General features: G+C 44.3%; 14 protein-coding genes and 1 tRNA gene. 4 read left to right on the top strand and 11 right to left on the bottom strand.

The window, feature by feature from the left end:
* Positions 1-33: 33 nt before the first annotated feature.
* The gene (locus KFE26_RS08760) at positions 34-1,803 is read right to left on the bottom strand and encodes a flavocytochrome c (protein WP_173496814.1); all 1,770 of its coding nucleotides are present in this window, start codon (positions 1,801-1,803) and stop codon (positions 34-36) included.
* Between the two features lie 226 nt (positions 1,804-2,029).
* Between KFE26_RS08760 and KFE26_RS08755 the strand changes: the two genes are divergently transcribed.
* The 3 genes from KFE26_RS08755 (at position 2,030) to KFE26_RS08745 (ending at position 5,328) form a co-directional block, all read left to right on the top strand.
* Positions 2,030-3,058, top strand: a complete 1,029-nt coding sequence (locus KFE26_RS08755; RefSeq protein ID WP_028759679.1) for a porin — start codon at positions 2,030-2,032, stop codon at positions 3,056-3,058.
* A 123-nt stretch (positions 3,059-3,181) separates the two neighbouring features.
* Positions 3,182-4,063: a LysR family transcriptional regulator gene (locus tag KFE26_RS08750; protein WP_212600175.1), complete on the top strand. Its 882-nt coding sequence runs from the start codon at positions 3,182-3,184 to the stop codon at positions 4,061-4,063.
* Positions 4,064-4,101: 38 nt separating this feature from the next.
* The gene (locus KFE26_RS08745) at positions 4,102-5,328 is read left to right on the top strand and encodes a DUF819 domain-containing protein (protein ID WP_212600174.1); all 1,227 of its coding nucleotides are present in this window, start codon (positions 4,102-4,104) and stop codon (positions 5,326-5,328) included.
* 349 nt (positions 5,329-5,677) lie between these two features.
* Here the strand turns inward: KFE26_RS08745 and KFE26_RS08740 are convergent.
* Both KFE26_RS08740 and KFE26_RS08735 read right to left on the bottom strand, forming a co-directional pair.
* Positions 5,678-5,754: transfer RNA gene (locus KFE26_RS08740), tRNA-Pro, on the bottom strand.
* A 311-nt stretch (positions 5,755-6,065) separates the two neighbouring features.
* Entirely contained in the window at positions 6,066-7,595 is a 1,530-nt protein-coding gene (locus tag KFE26_RS08735) for a carboxylesterase (protein WP_212600173.1), read from the bottom strand.
* A gap of 221 nt (positions 7,596-7,816) precedes the next feature.
* Here KFE26_RS08735 and KFE26_RS08730 point away from each other — a divergent pair, with 221 nt between their 5' ends.
* Positions 7,817-8,317 carry a DUF6942 family protein gene (locus tag KFE26_RS08730; protein WP_212600172.1) on the top strand — a complete coding sequence of 167 codons (501 nt, stop codon included), beginning with the start codon at positions 7,817-7,819 and terminating at the stop codon, positions 8,315-8,317.
* A gap of 117 nt (positions 8,318-8,434) precedes the next feature.
* Here the strand turns inward: KFE26_RS08730 and nadE are convergent, their stop codons facing one another.
* The 8 genes from nadE to KFE26_RS08690 all read right to left on the bottom strand — a co-directional run bounded on the left by nadE (position 8,435) and on the right by KFE26_RS08690 (position 20,495).
* Positions 8,435-9,265 carry an ammonia-dependent NAD(+) synthetase gene (gene nadE, locus KFE26_RS08725; protein ID WP_212600171.1) on the bottom strand — a complete coding sequence of 277 codons (831 nt, stop codon included), beginning with the start codon at positions 9,263-9,265 and terminating at the stop codon, positions 8,435-8,437.
* Positions 9,266-9,466: 201 nt separating this feature from the next.
* Positions 9,467-10,771: an inosine/guanosine kinase gene (locus KFE26_RS08720; protein WP_028759658.1), complete on the bottom strand. Its 1,305-nt coding sequence runs from the start codon at positions 10,769-10,771 to the stop codon at positions 9,467-9,469.
* 477 nt (positions 10,772-11,248) lie between these two features.
* Entirely contained in the window at positions 11,249-12,268 is a 1,020-nt protein-coding gene (hemH, locus tag KFE26_RS08715; RefSeq protein WP_212600170.1) for a ferrochelatase, read from the bottom strand.
* A 112-nt stretch (positions 12,269-12,380) separates the two neighbouring features.
* Positions 12,381-13,025 carry an adenylate kinase gene (gene adk / locus KFE26_RS08710; RefSeq protein WP_028759655.1) on the bottom strand — a complete coding sequence of 215 codons (645 nt, stop codon included), beginning with the start codon at positions 13,023-13,025 and terminating at the stop codon, positions 12,381-12,383.
* A 140-nt stretch (positions 13,026-13,165) separates the two neighbouring features.
* The gene (locus tag KFE26_RS08705; RefSeq protein WP_212600169.1) at positions 13,166-14,029 is read right to left on the bottom strand and encodes a tetratricopeptide repeat protein; all 864 of its coding nucleotides are present in this window, start codon (positions 14,027-14,029) and stop codon (positions 13,166-13,168) included.
* 184 nt (positions 14,030-14,213) lie between these two features.
* Positions 14,214-16,127, bottom strand: a complete 1,914-nt coding sequence (htpG, locus tag KFE26_RS08700) for a molecular chaperone HtpG (RefSeq protein ID WP_212600168.1) — start codon at positions 16,125-16,127, stop codon at positions 14,214-14,216.
* Positions 16,128-16,320: 193 nt separating this feature from the next.
* A complete protein-coding gene (locus KFE26_RS08695; RefSeq protein ID WP_212600167.1) occupies positions 16,321-19,416 on the bottom strand; it encodes an efflux RND transporter permease subunit in 3,096 nt (1,031 codons plus the stop codon).
* Positions 19,413-20,495: an efflux RND transporter periplasmic adaptor subunit gene (locus KFE26_RS08690; protein ID WP_173244299.1), complete on the bottom strand. Its 1,083-nt coding sequence runs from the start codon at positions 20,493-20,495 to the stop codon at positions 19,413-19,415. Before KFE26_RS08690 ends, KFE26_RS08695 begins: the two co-directional genes overlap by 4 nt.
* Positions 20,496-20,509 lie beyond the last annotated feature (14 nt).

Below are 20,509 nucleotides of genomic sequence, written 5' to 3'. Positions count from 1 at the left end.
AGAGACAATAACGAGTCTCTCACTGATTTAGCGTTACTTTGTATTTAGAGCATGTTTGGCAGCATTTGTCCCTGCGATTTTACCGAAAATCACAGTATCAGCGACAGCGTTACCACCCAGTCGATTATACCCATGAACACCACCAGTCACCTCTCCCGCCGCAAATAAACCTTTGAGCGGTTGGCTTTGTATATCGAGTACTTCAGCTTTAGTGTCAATGGCAACTCCCCCCATAGTATGATGGATGCCAGGAGCAACTTTTACGGCATAATAAGGAGATTTTTCTATTGATAGTGGCATCTGCTCACGGTTAAATGCCTCATCTTTACCCTGTTTGAAATAATGGTTGTAGTTTGTGATAGTTTTGTCTAAAACACTTGGAGTCATTCCTGTTATTTTTGCAAGCTCTGCAACAGTATTGGCCTTTTCAAGCATTTCTAAATGATCATACCCCTGAACCATTTTAGCTTTTTTATATAATTCATTATCAAATACTAGCCAAGCATATTGTTCAGGTTGTTTTAGAATGGCATCAGAGGCTTTATCTCGAGTCGTTAATTCATTGATAAAGCGATTGCCTTCTTTATTAACCATTATGGCCCCGACACCTCGAACCGTTTCTGAAATTAATATACGGCTATCTTTTCCTACTGTTGGATGTGTCTGGATCCAATCAATATCAGTCATACTTGCACCGACTGCTTTAGCAAGTTCAATACCATCCCCAGTTGAAGTGATATTATTTGAACTTGTCATGCCTTTAAATGTAGGGCGATAAAAAGCAATCATTTCTTTGTTAAACCCATAACCACCTGTGGCTAAAACAACCGACTTAGCTGCAACCATATAGTGACCAGAGTGTTTACCGTGGATGACAACACCCACAATTTTTTGTTCATCATCAACAACCAGTTTAACTACTTTTGAGTTGAGTCTTGTATCAACCCCTTCTTTATCCGATGCTTTTCTTAGTACATCAATAATATGTGGACCAACACTTAAACCACCAGATGGACGATGTGTTCTATCGACTCTAGCGCCGCCAGAGCGTTTTAAATCATCCATATTGGCGCCCAAAGATTCTAACCATTTAATGCCATCAGCCGATTGCTCAGCTAATATTTGTACCAATTTAGGGTCGTTAGCATATCGACCGCCTTTCATTGTATCTTCGACATACCATTCGATTTTATCATCGACTTTATGATCTTTTTGCTGAACTGTACCCACAGCATTATACCCGCCTGCGGCGAGCATAGAGTTACCACCACTAAATGGTGCTTTATCAAGCAATATAACGTTAGCCCCCGCCTTTTTAGCTGCAATCGCAGCATTAAACCCAGCACTACCGGCTCCAACAACAATCACATCCGTTGTTTCTTTAGGACCTGCAGCTATCGCTTTATTTATTGCTTCATTATCCCAACCTTTGTCCCACGGTTCTTTGGATTTTGCTTTATTAAAAGGCATGTCGAGCCCTTTAAATGAATGACATTCATTACAATATAACTTTGGTTGTTCATGTCCTTTATGACAAGACGTACAATTAATATCACCTAAGTGTGAAGAATGTGGGTCAATTTCTAGTTTGGGATTTGCTAGTTTTCCATAATCACCATGGCAGGATTTACATTGTTTATTTTCAAATGTCTCGCTATCGCTCACTTTATTGGGTGCTGTATGGCAGGTTTTACAACCATTAACATCTTTATGGAATGATGCTAAATCATTTTTATTATCAGCAGCCCATGATGACGCCGTTAAAATCGAACAGACAATAATACTCAAGTATTTTATCTTCATGCAATTCTCCAGTTTTTATTTTGGTAAGATTTGGCGTGATGATAGTTTCTTAATTTTTTTAAATAGTGACATTGAGCAATAAATTGAAATTGTTAAATATAACTTAACACACTTTAAGTTATGCTTAACTCGATATTTTTGTTGATTAGATGTGATCTAAAGCGGAGATGTGTTTGCTTAAATCTCTAATATGGCATTGCTTTTACATTCTAAAAAGGTGATGTCGATGAAAAACACTAAATATATTGGTTTTAGTTTAATTTTAATTTGTTCAACTCCAGCTTTATCTGAGCCACTAGATTTTTATGGAAGACTGTGGCTTGGTGTGGCCAACTCAAGTAATGGTCTTTCTGGTAACGAAAAAGTTGATGGATTTTCCCTTGAAAATTATGCATCATATTTAGGCGTTAAAGGTGAGTATAGTGTATATGATAATTTTAGCTTGTTATATAAATTTGAAGCAGGGATAGAAAGCTTTGATAACGATGATTCTAATATTTTCAAACCGAGAAACTCATACTTAGGTTTTAAAACTAACTATGGTTCAGCTGTTTTCGGAAGAAATGATACCGTTTTTAAAAGTGCTGAAGGTAAAGTGGATTTATTTAATATTACCTCAAGCGATATGAATATGATCATTGCAGGTAACGATAGATTAGGCGATTCGGTAACATTAAATAGCGCTAAGGTCGCAGGTGTTACTATGGGTATTAGTTATGTTTTTGAAAAGGATTTTAATCAAAAAAATCCAGAACTTTCTGATAAACAAAACAATTATGCAATTAGTTTTTCCCTAGGCGATGCTGCATTTAAAAAGAATAGTCACTATATTTCAATAGCCTATGCTGATGGATTGAACCAGTTAGAGGCAACAAGACTGGTGGGTGGTGTTGCTATTTCATCCGTAAAATTGGGGGCTATGTACCAGCGCTCTGAGTCAAGTATTTATGATAATATTAAAGGTAACTCCTACCTGTTAAGTATGGTTGTTCCTATTAATAAATATGATATAAAATTTCAATATTTAAAAGATGATGCTGGGCTGGGTAAAGTGACAAAAAATGCCGGAGCAGATCTAAAAACACTAAGAGAGAGTGATGCAAGTCAATATTCAGTAGGCGTTGATTTTAAGGCTCAAAAGGATTTGACTTTTGGGGTAGGTATTTCCTATTTTGATGGTGACTATACTGACGTCAAAGGACATACTGAGTTTGATGACACTCTCATTTTTGTATCTACAAGATATCTATTTTAACCTCTATGGATAAAGCGGCTAAATAGCCGCTTTATAAAAATCAGATATTTATCATGTTAATTATTTATCGTTTTAAACTATTATACTGCTAGTATAACTGATTTCCCCCTCGCGGAGCATTTGATGCGGATAACATTAAGACAATTGATGATCTTTAAAGCCATACATTCTGAGAGGCAGATCTCAAAAGCGGCAAAAGTACTTCATATGTCAACGCCTGCTGTAAGTATGGCACTTAAAGAATTAGAAAGTTCTTTAGGCTGCAGATTATTTGAGCGAGTGGCGGGAGGTTTGGTTGTAAATGCGCATGGAGAAATAATATTACCTTATGCTAATGAAATGCTGTCCAAGGGAAAAGAGTTAGAAAATATATTTTCATTCCCTGAACATAGCATTAAGGGGACGTTAACCATTGGGAGCAGTAAGACTGCTGGCAACTATGTATTATCTAAAAAAATTCCATTATTTAAGAACCAATATCCCGATGTAAAAATAAAACTAGTCATTGATAATAGTTTAGTTATTGAAAAAATGGTTTCAGAAAAAGAACTAGACTTAGGCTTTATTGATGCTAAACCCGCGAGTAAAAATCTCATTTGTGAGCATTGGTTACAAGATAATCTTTGCATTGTGAGTGGCGTAACTCATCCTGCTGCAAATGGTTTAAATACAAAATCTTGGCTTAGTGAACAATTGTGGATATTCGACCATGAATCATCGTTCTCTCGAATTCGTGCAATTCAGTTATTAAAAAGCTTAAATATCCACGTTCGTGATGAAATCTGTATGTCAACCATTGGCTCTATTAAAAGGGCAATTGGAACAGGTATAGGTTTGAGTGTATTACCCCTATTAGCGATTGACGCTGAATTAGCAAGAAAAGACCTTATTTTATTACCTGTGGATGGATGGGATTATAAACGAACTTATTGGTCAATTCAGCGTGAAGGAGAAGAATTATCTGCATTAAGCATGAGTTTCCTAGCCTTTAGTAAGCTACTGTAAAATAATGTATACCAGCTATTCTTACTAGGTGAATTTAATTGATATCATCAGATCTTGGAATAGGATTTTTTTTAGTCTTTTTACTATGTGGTTTATTTTATACACACACATCCTCTATTACACTTTTTAAGCAATTTTATCGTATTTTTCCACTGATGCTAATGTGCTACACCTTACCTGCCATCTTTAGCTCGCTAAATATTATTGATGCAAGTCATAGTCAACTTAGCGAAATAGCAAAAACACACTTAATGCCCGGTTGTTTATTTTTGCTGATTTTAGGTACCGATTTCTTTGCTCTCAGTTTAGTGGGAAAAAAACTTCTCGGTATGTACGTGCTAGGTGCTGTGAGCATCTGTATTGGCGGTCCATTAAGCCTATGGTTAGGCTCTATATTTTTTCCGAACGAACTCGTCTGGCAGGGAGATAATGCTGCCTGGAAAGGCATGTCAACACTGATGGCAAACTGGCTTGGCGGAACCGCCAATCAATTGGCTGTAAAAGAAATCCACAGTGTCGGTGATGCCGTATTTGCGGTAATGATGGCTATTAATATTCTTTTTTCCGGTATATGGATGGTTATATTACTTTTCATTGCAGAACGCCAAGATAAAATCGATGATTTCTTGAAAGCTGATAAAAGCTATAGACCGATATTTTGCACTGACATCAAACGTAAAGTGATAGGAAAACAAACAAGCTATTATTGGATTCTGATATTGAGCTTGACTTTTTTCATTGTAATTTTCTTCAGTGAAAAATTATCATCCTTCCTTGCAACAAGAATCGCTAATAGTTTCCAACACTTATTTAAATACAATCTTACTTCTGAATTTTTTTGGTCAGTATTAATTGCAACTTTTTTAGGATTATTATTTTCATTAACAAATGCAAGACATGTGTTAGTCAAGGAAACTCAGCAGGCAGCTCTTTTTTTTATCTATATCATGATAATGTTGATGGGGTTGAACTTTGATATTAGCGCATTGAGCGCCGCGCCCTATTACGTTTGTATCGCTCTTATTTGGTTCTCTATACACATTATTATCTTATTTATTTTTACTGTATGTTTTCGATTACCTATCATGTACTTCGCGATCGCGAGTCAGTGTAATATTGGTGGTGCGGCTTCTGCACCAGTTATCGCCAGCGCTTTTCACCCAAGGCTGGCTTCCGCTGCTTTATTGATGGCAGTTTGGGGTTATACTTGGGCGTCTTTGTTGGCGTGGTATTTGGGTTTTTTAATGCAGTTTATTCAACCATAAGATGGGAACAAAAGTGTGTCCAACTAATTTTTTGCTCCCAATAAATGCCACTTCTGAATCTTCAAAGCATTACCCAAAGCTTTCAGAAAATTTCTATTTAACAATACAACTTATACATCCCCCCTATCAATCAAACCTCGGGGTGATTCAACACTGTGATAAAGTCGCAGCTACGCGCAGCCTGCCCATATTTGTTATGTTTTTTCATGATTCAAACTGGAGACACTTTACCATACATATACCTCAGTCTTTTGGTATGACTAAAATGAATTTAAAAATCGCACTAAAATAAAAAAGCCTGCAAACGATTAAGTTTGCAGGCTTTTTAACTCTTATAAAAAGAGGAATTTGGTCGGTATGAGAGGATTCGAACCTCCGACCCCTGACACCCCATGACAGTGCGCTACCGGGCTGCGCTACATACCGAATTTTTAAGTATATTGCATACCTGTGCTGACTTAGCTAAATATTGTTTAGCGATAATCTTTACGGTTTTTGCTCAATTACTTATCACCTAAGATACTGTTTATGGGGTTTATCTTAAGCGAGCCAGAACTGTAGCAATTGCCTCGCAACTGCGCAAGGGCTTCATTACATCTCTTTGATCAACTGCTTAGTTTATGTTCTGAATGACACAATTTTCGTCGATAATGATTGCTCGATACTGATTACGACCATACTCAAACAGGATTTAGCTGCAGAACAGACATAATGACACCCGTTTACTCAATCATCATTCAATGCGAGTGCATATGGGCGAGTCGGTACTCATCCATGCGCTCGAGTAGATATGGGAAAAAGGGATTCCATTTCTGTCGTAACATTTCAGATGCTGACACGCTATACAAGCCGCGCTCTCCCCGCGAAGCTGAGGCTCCGATTTGGATCCTATGTAAATCAGGCTGGATCACGGCACCATAAAGCCCATCATCTATGCCAAAAGGTAGCGCAACATGGGATAAGGAATACACACCTGCAGGCCAATATAAATCTAATATCCGCACGTTTTCACTGACCTGAGTGAGCACTTTACCCTGTGCGTCTATATCCTGTGTATCTAAATTCTGTTCATCTAAACCCAGTTCATCTAAACCAAAGTATCGCGCCTGAACCTGCGTGGTTTCATTACTGATATTTTCCACCACAGTGCCACGATAATGTAACTCAGGGTTATTAATGTTCGCCAACAAGCCCGCAAGCGGATCATTGGACACCATCTTGGCATTTACATCGAGTCGGTTCATATCAAACAACACTAGCTCATGGCCTTTTTCAGGCAATGTTTGATACAGATTATTCACCACCGCCGCGGTTGAAACGGTTGCATCCACTACCGACTGAAAGGTGAGTATCGACGGAACTTGCGCCCGTTGCTGCGGCGTTAATCCTGCCAATAAACCTTGGTTACGCAGGGCTAATTGATAAACTACATCGCCCGCATTAACCGCAAAAGAGGTGTATTTAAAGGGATCGTACTCCACTTGAATACTGTTCCATTGCAGTTTATCCAGCTCCAACAATCGTCCTATCCAACTCTGCCAGCGTGCGGCCGCCGCAGATGGCGCTAGCCCTATCGCGGGAGAGATAAAAATCATTCCATCATAATCTGGGGTTTTATTATGGCTGATACGTTCTAACTCATGGTTCAGCGCGACGGCGGCACCCGTCGAAAAAGCCACCACAAATAATGGTTTATCTTTCAGAATTTGCCGCATATGCGCTGTGGCTAAATTAACCGCTGCGGCCAGATCTTGCCAATAAAGCTCAGTCAATCCACTTGGAATCGTGCCATGTCCTGGCAGTCTTAAACCGAGCACATGAGCTTTACCTTTAAAGTGCACTGCCACATTGGATAGAGCATAGGGCGAATCCGACATACCGTGGAGCAGTAATACTCCAAATTCGGCATTAGCCACAGGCCATTCATAACTGCGATTCCAGTTTTGTGGCCAATGGGCAGGATCAGATAAGCTATTTTTGACATAGCGGTTCACGGGAGATAGTTCAGAGGCAGGAATTTTCTGTACAACTTTGTGCTCAACTTCGGCGAATAAGCGGTCTTCTAACGCTAAGTACTCATTAAAATTAGCGAGTTTAGTATTATAATGGAACTCATTTTTTAGCTCAACCGTATGCCAAAGTGACAGCTCAGGGCGCGCATTAAGAAAATAGATCCCTGTCGCGAGTAACGCCACCACTATGCCAGTACTCGCATACACTGCAGCTAAAAATAGGTGTTTTGTCGAACCTATGATGATAGCCTTCATCGCTGTTCCTACATGAAGATAAAATGTGCAACTAGATTATACGGGTAGATAAAAACATCCTTCAAACGTTTTACCGCGATAAAAACCACTTAAGCAGTACAATTTAATCACTCCAATTTAGTCACCCCAATTTACTCATCTCGCAATTTTATTAGCCGCATAGGCCTTAATCGGGTTAGGATCGAAAATAGTCTTATTCCAACGAAACTTATACACTCTCGATGATAATCGGTAATCCACACGCTAGGTTCGTCTACTATCTTCCTACCGCGCCGCTGGTACCTGAGAGCTGGCATTACACTCAACCAGACGCTGTCGGGGCTCTCATAGCGTTAAATGGCAATCATTGGCGTAAGATCTTCACTATTATGGCAAAAATCAGCACGGATGGAGAAGATTGGCGCAGCTATCGTGACCAAGTGTTACTCAAGCAAAATGAAATGATCTGCATAGGCGCTATAGAGCTGATGGCAAACGCTAAGATTCATCTCATTGCGGGGCAAGTGGCCGTAAATGCTTTAGGGCTCACCATGTCCGAGCACGATTACAATGCACAGCATTTAACTGCCCAAGATAAATCCATAACCGCACTTAAGCTGCCATCTTCGCCAAGACAGCATTGTTTACTCACGCCCTATTTGGATTATCGCCAATACCCAAACCAACTGATCGCCCTGACACGCCAACACTTAGCAACGCCTGAGCACCACCACAGTGAATAATTCCATTATGATTGTGGTAACGGCTGTCACCACAGCATTAGTCACCAAATAACAAAGGCATAAACAAGCACTCGTGAACAGAGTTCAAACGAGTGCATATTCAAGGACGATTCAGGATTAGTCGTAAATGGTTGGAATAGGCTGACGTTTATGCTGTGTCGCCTTATAAATACCAATCAACTTGTCCTCAACCGCCTTGCCAACGTCTTTACCCTCAAGGAAATCATCGATTTGCGCATAGGTTAGACCAAGCGCGACTTCATCTTCGAGTAAAGGTTTATTGTCTTCTAAATCCGCGGTCGGCGCTTTATAGACTAACGATTCTGGCGCACCAAGATACGCGGCGAGTTGGCGAACTTGGCGCTTGTTAAGACCAAATAATGGCGCTAAATCGCAGGCACCATCGCCCCACTTGGTATAAAAACCTGTGATATTTTCGGCGCTGTGATCTGTCCCCACCACAAGCCCGCCTACGAGTCCGGCGAGTTCGTATTGCGCTATCATCCGCATACGGGCTTTAACGTTACCCTTCACAAAATCCACTTTCGCCACATCGGGCAAAGGCAGTCCAGCTTCGACTAACGCGGCAACGGCAGCGCTATGCACACCATCAACCCCTTGATGCACATTCACAGTGACCAACTTAGAGGGCTGAATAAACTGACAGGCTAATTGCGCCTCATGCTCATCTTTTTGGATCTGATAGGGTAATCGCACAGCGATAAACTGGTAACCGCCTTGGCTATTTTCTTGGTTTAAACTGTCCACCGCTAACTGACACAAACGCCCAGCAGTAGAAGAATCCACCCCACCGCTGATCCCTAATACCAATGCCTTGCTTCGCGCTTCTTTTAGTTTGGTTTTAATAAACGCGACACGACGTTGCACTTCGAACTCAGGCTCTATAGCCGTGAGTACCTTCATTTCTCTTAAGATTTGCGCTTTCACCGAAAATTCCACCTTAAATTATCGCTGTATTTGGACTACCTGAACCCAACTAACGTTAACATTTATTCGCAACTGCCTGTAGTTAAAATTAATGCTTAGTTAATTGATTATTGATAAACACCATAAAAATAAGGGCAACAACGGTTTGCCGTTATTGCCCTAGCGTAAATCAGTCAGCTTAATACCAATACAGCTACCGACTTATCTTTCCCAGTAGGATTCTTCTAAGCTGTCTTCGCGCTCAGGTAAACCGCGGGATAAACGCGGGCTATGCTGAGCTAAGACTTCATAGGCGACGCGGTTAGCATACTTACACACTTGAGAAAACGAGGAATAACATAGGCCATCACGCTTATGTTTACTTGAGCCTGGCACGTTAGTCTTGTGGAAAGTATTGGCCGCCAGATCGTGCAATAACGCCGATAATGCGCCATCGCCAGCGCCATTAGTGTTACCGATTTTTTCAGGGCCGCCCATGTAAGGTGAAATGTGGGCAAAGACTTTGATTGGTGTTTCACAGTCACTTTTAAGCTTTGGACGGGAAAATTCATAACGATTAAATTCAGGGATAGCACCCGGCAACAGCGTGTGAGTCGTTTCGCGTTTTTCAGAATCTTCAGTATAACCCGCAGTATAAAGCCCGATTGGACCCGCTGTGGTTAATACCATGTCGCACCATTCCAAGGCTTTTTCACTGGCAAGCAGAGGATCCCGTGAACCCGTTAAGGCTTCACCTTCGTCTTCATTCATCGCCAAAATGGTGACATGTTCTTTGATGAAGTTTTGCCACCATTGTGGATCTTCTTCAATCAAGAAACGCGTGCCTAAGGTTAATACCACGGGAACTTCGGCGGCTTTTGCATATTCGATAGCGCACATGGCCGCATCGGTAATACGGTCGCCATCGCTAGCGCGCATCAAATACGCGGTCAACACTAAGGCTGAACTGCCCTGCACCACGTCTTTATCGATAAATTCAGGTGTGAGTTTATCCATAGCGCCTTTGCTGATCGCAAATGTTCGCTCGCCGCACTCAGAAATCAGGGTAAAACAGCGACCGATAGGACCATCTACAGGTTGTAGAAAGTTAAGGTCGACTTTAGAAGAGGTATTACATAAATAGCGGTAGGCGTAACTGCCCACTTCGATATTCTGACTCATTACCCCAAACAGCACTGAACGGTCATCGGCCAGAATAGAATAGTTGTGCACTGTGTTACCAATAGTGCCACCAGCAAATTCATCGCTAATCAAACCATGAATTTTTAACTCAGTGTAGAGTCTGTGGGCCTGTTCATCATTGATCAAGGTAGAATTGCCTTTGGGCAAGCCATAACGGCTCAGCAATTCGTCTTCCACTTTCGCTTCGATATCCACTAAGGTTTGATCAATACCGCTGATATAGGTCGCAAACGGCTGAGGCTGTTGAGTCAGCTGTTCAAGCAGCGGATCTCGGGTTTTAACCGGAAAATAATGTTTAGATTTACGCTGACCGGGAAACTTCATAGTGGCTCTCTTTTCCTGGCATCCATGCTAATTGGCGTCTGCCGAGGCGGTCAAGCCAAGCAGCATCCTAAAAATATTGAGTCTAGGCTAGCGAGACAAAAAAACCACCCCTTAGCCGGAAGGGCGCAGATTCTATCACAAAATCAGTTCGAAGCCAGTGCTCCAATACCCAAACAACCTGAAGATGCAGGATTCAGCGGGAATTTAACGGAATGGTTCAGACAAGGCCATTTATTGCTCCTGCATAAATGGCATTCACGCCATACATGGCGATTGCGGCTATTTGCAGACCTAGTGGACTAAGTTAAGAATAACCAACACGGCATAAAGTGCGTTACCTCGTGTTTAACATCTGCCGCCGGAACGGAGCGCCTAGGGCACTTCACTTCCGTGTTGCATCAATTCAAAAGGTGGCCGACATTCTGTCATTGATGCGCCTTGAATTGAATCACCCTAGGCGCTCTGAAACTCGTATCTTCAGGTGGCTTGGGTATGGGCCCAAGATACCGCTTGTTCTTGGATTAATTGCCGTAATAATTCAATGTGTAACTCATCGTCGTTCAAACAAGGGATAAACCGATAGTCGCTGCCACCCGCATGTAAAAAGGTTTCCTTAGCACCAATGGAGATTTCTTCTAAGGTTTCGAGGCAATCGGTCGCAAACGCAGGGCAAATCACATCGACACTTTTGATCCCTTGCGCAGGTAACTCGGACAGTAATTTATCGGCGTAGGGCGTTAACCATTCTTCGCGGCCAAAGCGCGATTGGAAGCACACTTGCCATTGCGACTCGCTCAGCTCAAGTTTTTGCGCCAACAGTTTAGCCGTGACAAAACACTGCTCGCGGTATGGATCGCCCTCTTTCACATAACGCAGTGGAATACCATGAAATGACAAGAGCAACTTGTCGGCCTGCCCATGGGTTTTCCAGTGGCGCGTCACACTGTGTGCCAGCGCAGCAATATAAGCGCTATGGTCAAAATAGTCTTTATTAAAGCGAACCTGCGGCATGTCACGCACGGTTTTAAGATAACGGGCAACGGCATCGAACACACTTGCCACCGTCGAGCAGGAATATTGGGGATACAAAGGCAGCACAATAATACGCTCTGCTCCTTGATCTTTCAGGCGTTTAAATCCCGCATCGATGGAGGGATTGCCGTAACTCATACCCAGTTCAACCGGAATGCTCTGGTTAAAGGTTGCGCTTAAGTCCACCGCCAGTTTTTGTGCTTGGCGCTCACTTATCACCATCAAGGGCGAGCCTTCCTGCGTCCACACGCTTTGGTAAAGTTTGGCGACTTTCGTCGGACGGGTGTTGAGGATAATGCCGTTCAGCAGCGGTTGCCAAATCCACGGCGATAAATCGACGACACGCGGATCACTTAAAAACTGCCTTAAAAAGCGTTTAACGGCCTTAGGACTAGGTTGATCAGGCGTGCCGAGGTTAACCAATAACACACCAAAAGCAGGGGAAGGATTCAACGTTAGGCTCATGGTTAATGAAGTTCACTTGGAGGCTAACATTGCGATACCCATAAAAAAAGCCTGCATCGGCAGGCTTTTTCTTAATATGAGAACTTGTTCTCGTAAATTAACCTTTATTCGGTTATTTCAATACCCTAGCTAACTGCTCACTCACGGCCGCAACCGATTGAGTACCGTCAAACTTGTTATATTGAGTTTGGCCAGCGGCAGCCACTTTACCGTAGTATTCAACCAGCGGCTTAGTTTGCTCGTGATAAATCGCGAGGCGTTTACGCACTGTGCTTTCTTCATCATCTGGACGAATAGCTAAATCTTCGCCCGTCACGTCGTCTTTACCTTCCACTTTAGGTGGATTAAAAACCACATGGTAAACACGGCCAGAACCTGGGTGAACACGGCGACCGCTCATGCGCTTAACGATTTCTTCGTCTGGCACGTCGATTTCAATCACGTGATCAATGCTAATACCGTTTGCTGCCATCGCATCCGCCTGTGGGATGGTACGTGGGAAACCGTCTAACAAGAAACCTTTAACACAGTCTTCCTGTGCGATACGCTCTTTAACCAGACCGATGATCAGATCATCAGAAACCAGTTGGCCAGCATCCATCACTTTTTTCGCTTCCAAACCCAGTGGAGTACCCGCTTTTACCGCGGCACGTAACATATCACCAGTGGAAATTTGTGGGATACCATACTGTTCCATAATGAACTGGGCCTGGGTACCTTTACCGGCACCTGGGGCGCCCAATAGGATAATGCGCATCTCAAGAGTCCTCTTTTCGCATTGATATTCTTCTTAGGGCGGCGATCTTCGCACATCTGGCCGCCATTGAGAAGGGTTTTAGCTTCGACTTTAGCCTCAGAAACCGCAAATAAACTGCGGTTACTAAGCGATTTTTTTCATTAATAGAGCAAAGTATAGAGCTTACGGCGGTATTGATTGGCTATGGGATTACCTTGGCCAAGTGCCGTTAATACTTCCATAAATACTTGTTTTACTGTGCCATTTTCAGCACCTAAATCTTTACTTAGCACACCGAATAACAGTTCTAATGCTTCATCATCGCGGTGGGCAGCATGCAATGCCTTACTCAGCTCGAGTAATAACACTAAATCTGTTGGATTTTGCTCAAACTTTTGCTGCAAATCGCGAATTTCAGGGGTATCCGCCGCATCTAAGGCAAGTACGAGCTTAGCTTTTAAACTCTGGTAGTAACCATCTTGGTCAGCAAGCCCTACCTTCTCAAGCATGGCTTGTGCTAACACTAATTCGCCCTGCATCAGATACACATCGGCAAGCACTAGACTCACCTCACCCGCTTGATTTGACCCCGCATGCGCGTCTTTAAGCAACACGGCGGCAGTGGCAAGATCCTCTGCGCTAACTTGACTCAGGGCGAGTAATGCTTTGGCCTGTGCTAACTGTAACTGCCACATAGGCGGTAAATATTTATCCAGCATAGCCGTGACTTGCGCCGCATCTTGCACCCCCGCAAAACCATCGACAGGCTGACCTTTATCCAATACTAACGTGGTCGGTAGACTTTGAATCCGAAAGTAATTGGCAATTTCTAATTCGGCTTCACAGTCAACTTTTGCGAGCACGAATCGACCCGCATTTTGCGCGGCAATTTTCTCTAAGGTGTGCAGCATAGCCACACTTTGTTCCTGCGGCTGTGCCCAAAATGCTAACACCACGATCTGTTGCATCGAGGCGTCAACCACTTGCTGAATATTGTCTTTAGTCAGACTGAGGATATTATCCATAGTATTCCCTTAACATTTAAGGCCTCTATCATGGGAGGCCTTATTCTTTTAAAACTAAGCGTTAGAACCGAGTCTTAAAATCGAGTCTTACCGCTAACGGATTGAGTGACAGGCTAGGCGCAAACCACTCTTCCTGCACTAGAAACAATATCGGGGCCGTTCAAAGAAGGGCCCCGATAGTCATTTACTTCATGTTAGCCAGTAACATTTGGTTCATCAGCTTGATAAAGGCCGATGGGTCCGCAAGGCTACCTTTTTCAGATAATTGCGCCTGTTGCAGCAGCAGATTTGACCAATCCGCGAAGACGGCTTCATCTTGAAGATCATTTAAGCGCGATACTAATGGGTGCGCTGGGTTGATCTCAAATGTCGGCTTCACTTCTGGCACAGGTTGACCCGCAGCTTGCATCAGCTTGATCATCTGAGTCGACATTTCGCCTTCACCCGCCACCACACAGGCAGGAGTGTCGGTTAAGCGTGACGTGACTTTCACATCCGCAACGGTTGAGCCTAATGCCGTTTTAATGCGTTCAACTAAAGCTACCGATTCTTGCTCAAGCTTTTCTTGCGCTTCTTTTTCAGATGCATCTTCCAACTCGCCAAGTTCTAAATCACCACGGGTCACTGAGTGCAATTGTTTCTCTTTGTACTCAGTTAAGTGGTTGATTAGCCACTCGTCGATACGCTCTGACATCAGTAAGACTTCAATGCCTTTCTTACGTAGCAACTCTAAATGTGGGCTGTTAGCGGCGGCTTCATGGCTGTCGGCAACAATGTAATAAATCTTAGTTTGGCCTTCTTTCATGCGGCTGATGTAGTCATCAAGTGACACAGTCGGCGCAGCACTGCCCGTGTGGGTCGAGGCAAAACGTAATAAGCCCGCGATACGCTCACGGTTGGCGAAATCTTCCGCAGGCCCTTCTTTCAGCACTTGACCAAATTCAGCCCAGAACTGTTGATATTTTTCCGCATCGTCTTTCGCCAGTTTTTCCAGCATGCCAAGCACACGTTTGGTGATACCAGTACGCATCGCTTTGGTCACGTGGTTATCTTGCAGAATTTCGCGGGATACGTTCAGCGGCAGATCGTTTGAGTCAATTAAGCCCTGCACGAAGCGCAGATAAGATGGCATAAATTGCTCGGCGTCATCCATGATGAACACACGTTGCACAAACAGTTTTAGGCCGTGTTTACGGTCGCGATTCCACATATCCCAAGGCGCTTTTGCAGGAATATACAATAGGTTAGTGTATTCTTGCTTACCTTCTACCCGATTATGACTCCACAGTAGTGCGTCGGTGTAATCGTGGGAAATGTGTTTATAAAACTCTTGATACTCTTCGTCACTGATGTCAGCTTTATTGCGCATCCACAAAGCCGTGGCTTTGTTCATGACTTTCCATTGACCTTCGGTCGCAGGAATTTTTTCGCCATCAGGACCATCACGCTCTGGCGAGCCTTCTTGCCACATTTCGACTGGCACAGAGATATGATCTGAGTATTTAGTGATGATCGAACGCAGGCGCCAATCATCGGCAAATTCTTTTTCTTCGTCACGTAGGTGCAGCGTGATTTCAGTACCACGGCTCGCCTTAGTGATGGTATCAACGGTGAAGTTACCCTCGCCTTCAGATTCCCACAATACGGCTTCATCGGCCTTATGACCGGCAGCGCGAGTGCGAACGGTGACTTTTTTCGCCACAATAAAAGCCGAATAGAAACCGACACCAAATTGGCCGATTAACTGTGAATCCTTTGAGGATTCGCCCGATAGATTCTTAAAGAAATCAGCGGTGCCTGATTTTGCGATTGTGCCTAAATGCTCAATCACGCCGTCGCGGGTCATACCCACGCCGTTATCTTCGATGGTCACAGTGCCTTTTTCTTTATCGGCACTGATACGGACTCGCAGTTCACCGTCGCCTTCATAGAGTGCGTCATTGGTCAACGCCAGATAACGCAGCTTGTCCGCCGCATCCGCAGCGTTGGAGACCAGTTCACGCAAGAAAATTTCTTTGTTGGAATACAAAGAATGGATCATCAAATGCAACAGCTGTTTGACTTCTGTTTGAAAACCATGAGTTTCTTGTTGTGACATGAAATTTTCCTTTATTTGTTACGCAATTTGGTAAAAGTAACGCTTAGTGTTTACTAAATGGGGCTCCAAATTTGCTTTTCAAGGGCAAGGGCTAAAACGAGGTTCGAATGGCGAAAAATAAGGCGCTTGATGAATACCAAGCGCCTATATATGTGGACTTTCGTGTGCTTTCAACATCAGCCCGCACGAGGCGTTAGTCTTGGGCTAATTCTTTTTCTAACTGTTGGGCGATGGCTTCGGGCGATCCGCTGTTGCGGGCAAAGAGTCCATAAGCGGCTGGGATCACGAAGATAGTGAATAGGGTTGCCAGTAAAATCCCCGATAGCACAACCACACCAATCACAAAACGAGTTTCAGCACCCGCGCCTACCGCCAATACCAATGGCACGGCACCAGCAGCAGTGGTGATCCCTGTCATTAAGATAGGTCGTAACCGCTGCGCTGACGCTTGGATAATGGCCTTATCAAAATCAACGCCTTTATCCCGCAATTGGTTAGCAAACTCGACAATCAAGATGCCATTTTTCGCGGCTAACCCGACCAGCATAATAATGCCTATCTGACTGTAAATATTAAGACTCTGCCCCGTAAGCCACAAACCAATTAATGCACCGACGGTAGCCAGCGGCACAGTAAGCATGATCACCACAGGGTGGATATAACTCTCAAACTGCGCCGCGAGCACGAGGAATACAATCCCCAGTGCGAGGATGAATACGAAGTACATAGAGCTACCCGACTCTTGATAATCGAGGGATTGGCCCTTGTAGCTAATCACCGCTTCCGCTGGCAAATGGGTACGCGCCAATTGATTCATATAATCAAGGGCTTCACCCAGACTATAGCCATCTTCTAAACTGGCTTCTATGGTGATCGCGCGCATACGGTTGTAACGGTTCAGTGAACTGGCGTCGGCAAACTCCTCCACAGTCACTAAGTTAGACAGCGGAATAAGCTCCTGACTGCGCTCGGAACGAACATAGATATTTTGCAGATCTGCCGCAGTATTTTGATTATCGCGCTCGCCTTCAACGATCACATCGTATTCTTCACCGTCACGCATAAACGTCGTCACTAAGCGTGAGCCCAGCATGGATTCCAACGTACGGCCAATGTTTGAAATCGACACCCCAAGGCTCGCGGCTCTGTCTCTGTCGATGACGACACGAAGTTGAGGCTTAGTCTCTTTATAATCGTGATCTAATCCTAATAATTTGGGATTCTGGGCCGCCTTTTGCATCATGATATCGCGCCAGCGGGCAAGCTCTTCGTAGCTAGGTCCACCAATCACAAATTGCACAGGTTTACCTACACCGCGACCAAAGGCTTGGCGCATTACAGGGAACGCTTGCACTCCGGCGAGATTGGCAAGACGTTTATTAATGTCGACGATAACTTCCTTTACTGGACGACGTTTGCCCCAGTCTTCCAGTACTATGATTGCCATACCGTTAGAGAAATCCGCCGCGCGGCCAAAACCACGGGGGGCACGAATGAGCAGACGTTTGATATCACCCGTTTCGACCAATGGCATCAAGCGGTTTTCCACTTCATTCATATAGGATTCTATGTATTCGTAACTCGCGCCCTGTGGCCCGTTGACCATCAAGAATAACGAACCACGGTCTTCCTGTGGCGCAAATTCTTGCGGTACTTTTTGGACTAAATAGACACTAGAACCTAATGCGACTAACACCAGAATCGACACCAATATAGGGTGGGCCATGGCGGATTTTAAGGACAATTGATACCGATTTGACACTTTTGTCATTATGCCATCGACCTTACGCACCAACCAAGAATCCTGCGAGCTCGGCTTAAGCAACTTAGAACACATCATGGGCGTGAGTGTAAGCGCCACTAGGCTAGAGAACAGCACGGCCGCACTCATGGTCACGGCAAACTCTTTAAAGAGTTTACCTAAGTCACCCTCAAGGAAAGTGATTGGCATAAAGACCGCGACCAACACGAGTGTAGTCGCGATAACAGCAAAAGCCACTTCACGCGCACCGAGAAAAGCAGCTTTGAGTGGGGAATCTCCTTCTTCGATACGTCTATGGATGTTTTCCAGCATCACAATCGCATCATCCACCACCATACCGATGGCGAGGATCATCGCCAATAAGGTCAAGAGGTTAATGGTATAACCTAGCGCATACAGCACAATAAAGGTGCCGAGCAGAGACACAGGCACAGTGATCGCGGGGATCAACATAGCGCGCACGCTGCCAAGGAACAGATAAATCACGATAATCACTAAAATCATCGCTGTGAACAGGGTTTGATACACTTCTTTAATCGAGGCTTCGATAAACACTGAGCTATCGTAGCTGCGTTTAATCGACATGCCCGCTGGCAAGGTCGGGTTGATTTTGTCAACCAGCGCGTTCACTGCGCGCGCCACTTCTAACGTATTGGCGGTTGACTGTTTAGACACGCCTAAACCTATCATTGCCTCTTTGTTGCCACGGAACATAATCCGCTCTTCATCAGAGCCAATTTCCACCCGCGCGACATCGCTCAGTTTGACTAAATAACCGTCTTCCCCTTGGGTGATCACTAAGTTTGCGAAATCTTCGGCAGTGCGATAACCCCGCTCCAGTCGCACTGTAAAGTGCCGCTCCTTCGACTCTATCGAACCTGCAGGTAACTCGACGTTCTCAGCTCTGAGCGCGGCCTCAACATCGGCAACCGTTAAACTGCGAGAGGCCAAGGCTTGTCTGTCAAGCCAAACGCGCATGGCGTAAACCTTACCGCCACCAATACGCATCCGCGCCACACCATCGACCACCGAAAAGCGGTCCGACAAATAACGGTTGGTGTAATCGGTCAATTCTAGGGTCGTCATTTGATCCGACACGAGATTGAGCCACATGATCACTTCATCACTGCCATTGGCCTTTTGTACTTCTGGGGGATCAGCTTCATCGGGTAAATTGTCGAGTAAACCTGATATCCTGTCGCGCACATCGTTAGCTGCATCTTCAATATTACGACTAATATCAAACTCTAAGGTAACCGATGAGCGGCCATCACTGCTCGATGAACTCACGTGACGAATGCCTTCGACGCCACTGATCCTGTCTTCAATCAATTGGGTAATGCGGCTTTCCACCACGGCAGCACTGGCACCGCGGTAATTCGTGTCGATAGATACCACTGGCGGATCTATGTTTGGGTATTCGCGCAGGGGTAATTTATCAAAGGAGACAAGCCCGAAAGCGACCAGCAGCAAGCTGATCACTGAGGCAAATACGGGACGTTTGACCGAGAGATCAGTAAGGATCATACACTTGGCTCCGCGTTCGTATCGGCAAGATAACTAAACTTTTCCGCGAACTCCGTTTGCACTTTATCCCCAGGATGAACTTTCAGTAAGCCGCGGATCACCACGTTTTCGCCCAAGGCTAAACCGTCTAAGATCTCCACCCAGCCACGGGTGCGAATACCAATAGTGACTTGTTTACGTTCAATCACCTTGTCAGCATTGACGCTATAAACATAATGGCTGTTTTGGATCGGGATAATGGCAGATTCAGGTAACATCAAGGCCTCGCGGCTACGCTTGATGAGTTTAACCTTCATCAACATGCCCGGTAATAAACGCAGCTCAGGATTTGGGATTTCGGCGCGAACGATCACTGTGCGCGTGGTTGGATTCACGCGGCTATCAATCGATGTCACCACACCTTTGAAAGTCACATCAGGGAAAGCGACCGCTTTGGCTTCCACCTTTTTACCTGGCTCTAAATCTTGAATAAAGCGCTCTGGCACTGAAAAATCGAGCTTAATGGTAGAAATATCATCCAATGTCGTAATCACAGTGCCGGGCGACACTAAGCTGCCCACACTGATTTGACGTAAACCTAAACGGCCATTAAAAGGCGCCAGAATACTGCGATCATTGAGTGATGATTGTGCCTGTTCGAGCTCGGCACGGGTGGTATCAATAAGGGTTTGTAATCTGTCGCGTTCTAACTCGGCCACAGTGCGGCTAGTCACCAACGAACTGATCCGAGCTAATTCACGTTGATTATCACTGACTTTGACTTGCGCGGCTTTAACCTTAGCGATCTGCTCAGCATTTTGCAGTTGGACTAATAACTCGCCCTTTTTAACGATATCGCCGTCGTCAAATTTAAGCGCTATCACCATGTCGGTAACTTTAGGCGTTATCGTTACAGATTCTGTGGCTTTATTGCTACCAATAGCTTCAACTTCATCGCGAATGGGCGCCATAGCGGCAGTGGCAATCACAACATTAGGTATGAGTTTAATCTGGGCTGCAGCAATCTCTTGCGGTTGCATGGCTTGGTATCCAAACCATGCCGCGGCCAATATGGCGATTATTAGAATAATTTTTTTCATCGGGCTTCCAAGGA

Origin of the sequence: Shewanella sp. M16 (genome assembly GCF_018224605.1) — a bacterium.
GTDB lineage: Bacteria > Pseudomonadota > Gammaproteobacteria > Enterobacterales > Shewanellaceae > Shewanella > Shewanella oncorhynchi.
The sequence above is the reverse complement of the archived record's forward strand: the minus strand, read 5'-3'. Positions and strand labels throughout refer to the sequence as shown.

Bases quoted from the DNA above. Each gene is read 5' to 3' on its own strand.
- KFE26_RS08730 (WP_212600172.1), top strand. From the start codon at position 7,817: ATGATAATCGGTAATCCACACGCTAGGTTCGTCTACTATCTTCCTACC.
- KFE26_RS08720 (WP_028759658.1), bottom strand. From the start codon at position 10,771: ATGAAGTTTCCCGGTCAGCGTAAATCTAAACATTATTTTCCGGTTAAA.
- KFE26_RS08755 (WP_028759679.1), top strand. From the start codon at position 2,030: ATGAAAAACACTAAATATATTGGTTTTAGTTTAATTTTAATTTGTTCA.
- KFE26_RS08695 (WP_212600167.1), bottom strand. From the start codon at position 19,416: ATGATCCTTACTGATCTCTCGGTCAAACGTCCCGTATTTGCCTCAGTG.
- adk (WP_028759655.1), bottom strand. From the start codon at position 13,025: ATGCGCATTATCCTATTGGGCGCCCCAGGTGCCGGTAAAGGTACCCAG.
- KFE26_RS08735 (WP_212600173.1), bottom strand. From the start codon at position 7,595: ATGAAGGCTATCATCATAGGTTCGACAAAACACCTATTTTTAGCTGCA.
- htpG (WP_212600168.1), bottom strand. From the start codon at position 16,127: ATGTCACAACAAGAAACTCATGGTTTTCAAACAGAAGTCAAACAGCTG.
- KFE26_RS08760 (WP_173496814.1), bottom strand. From the start codon at position 1,803: ATGAAGATAAAATACTTGAGTATTATTGTCTGTTCGATTTTAACGGCG.
- KFE26_RS08705 (WP_212600169.1), bottom strand. From the start codon at position 14,029: ATGGATAATATCCTCAGTCTGACTAAAGACAATATTCAGCAAGTGGTT.
- KFE26_RS08690 (WP_173244299.1), bottom strand. From the start codon at position 20,495: ATGAAAAAAATTATTCTAATAATCGCCATATTGGCCGCGGCATGGTTT.
- KFE26_RS08750 (WP_212600175.1), top strand. From the start codon at position 3,182: ATGCGGATAACATTAAGACAATTGATGATCTTTAAAGCCATACATTCT.
- hemH (WP_212600170.1), bottom strand. From the start codon at position 12,268: ATGAGCCTAACGTTGAATCCTTCCCCTGCTTTTGGTGTGTTATTGGTT.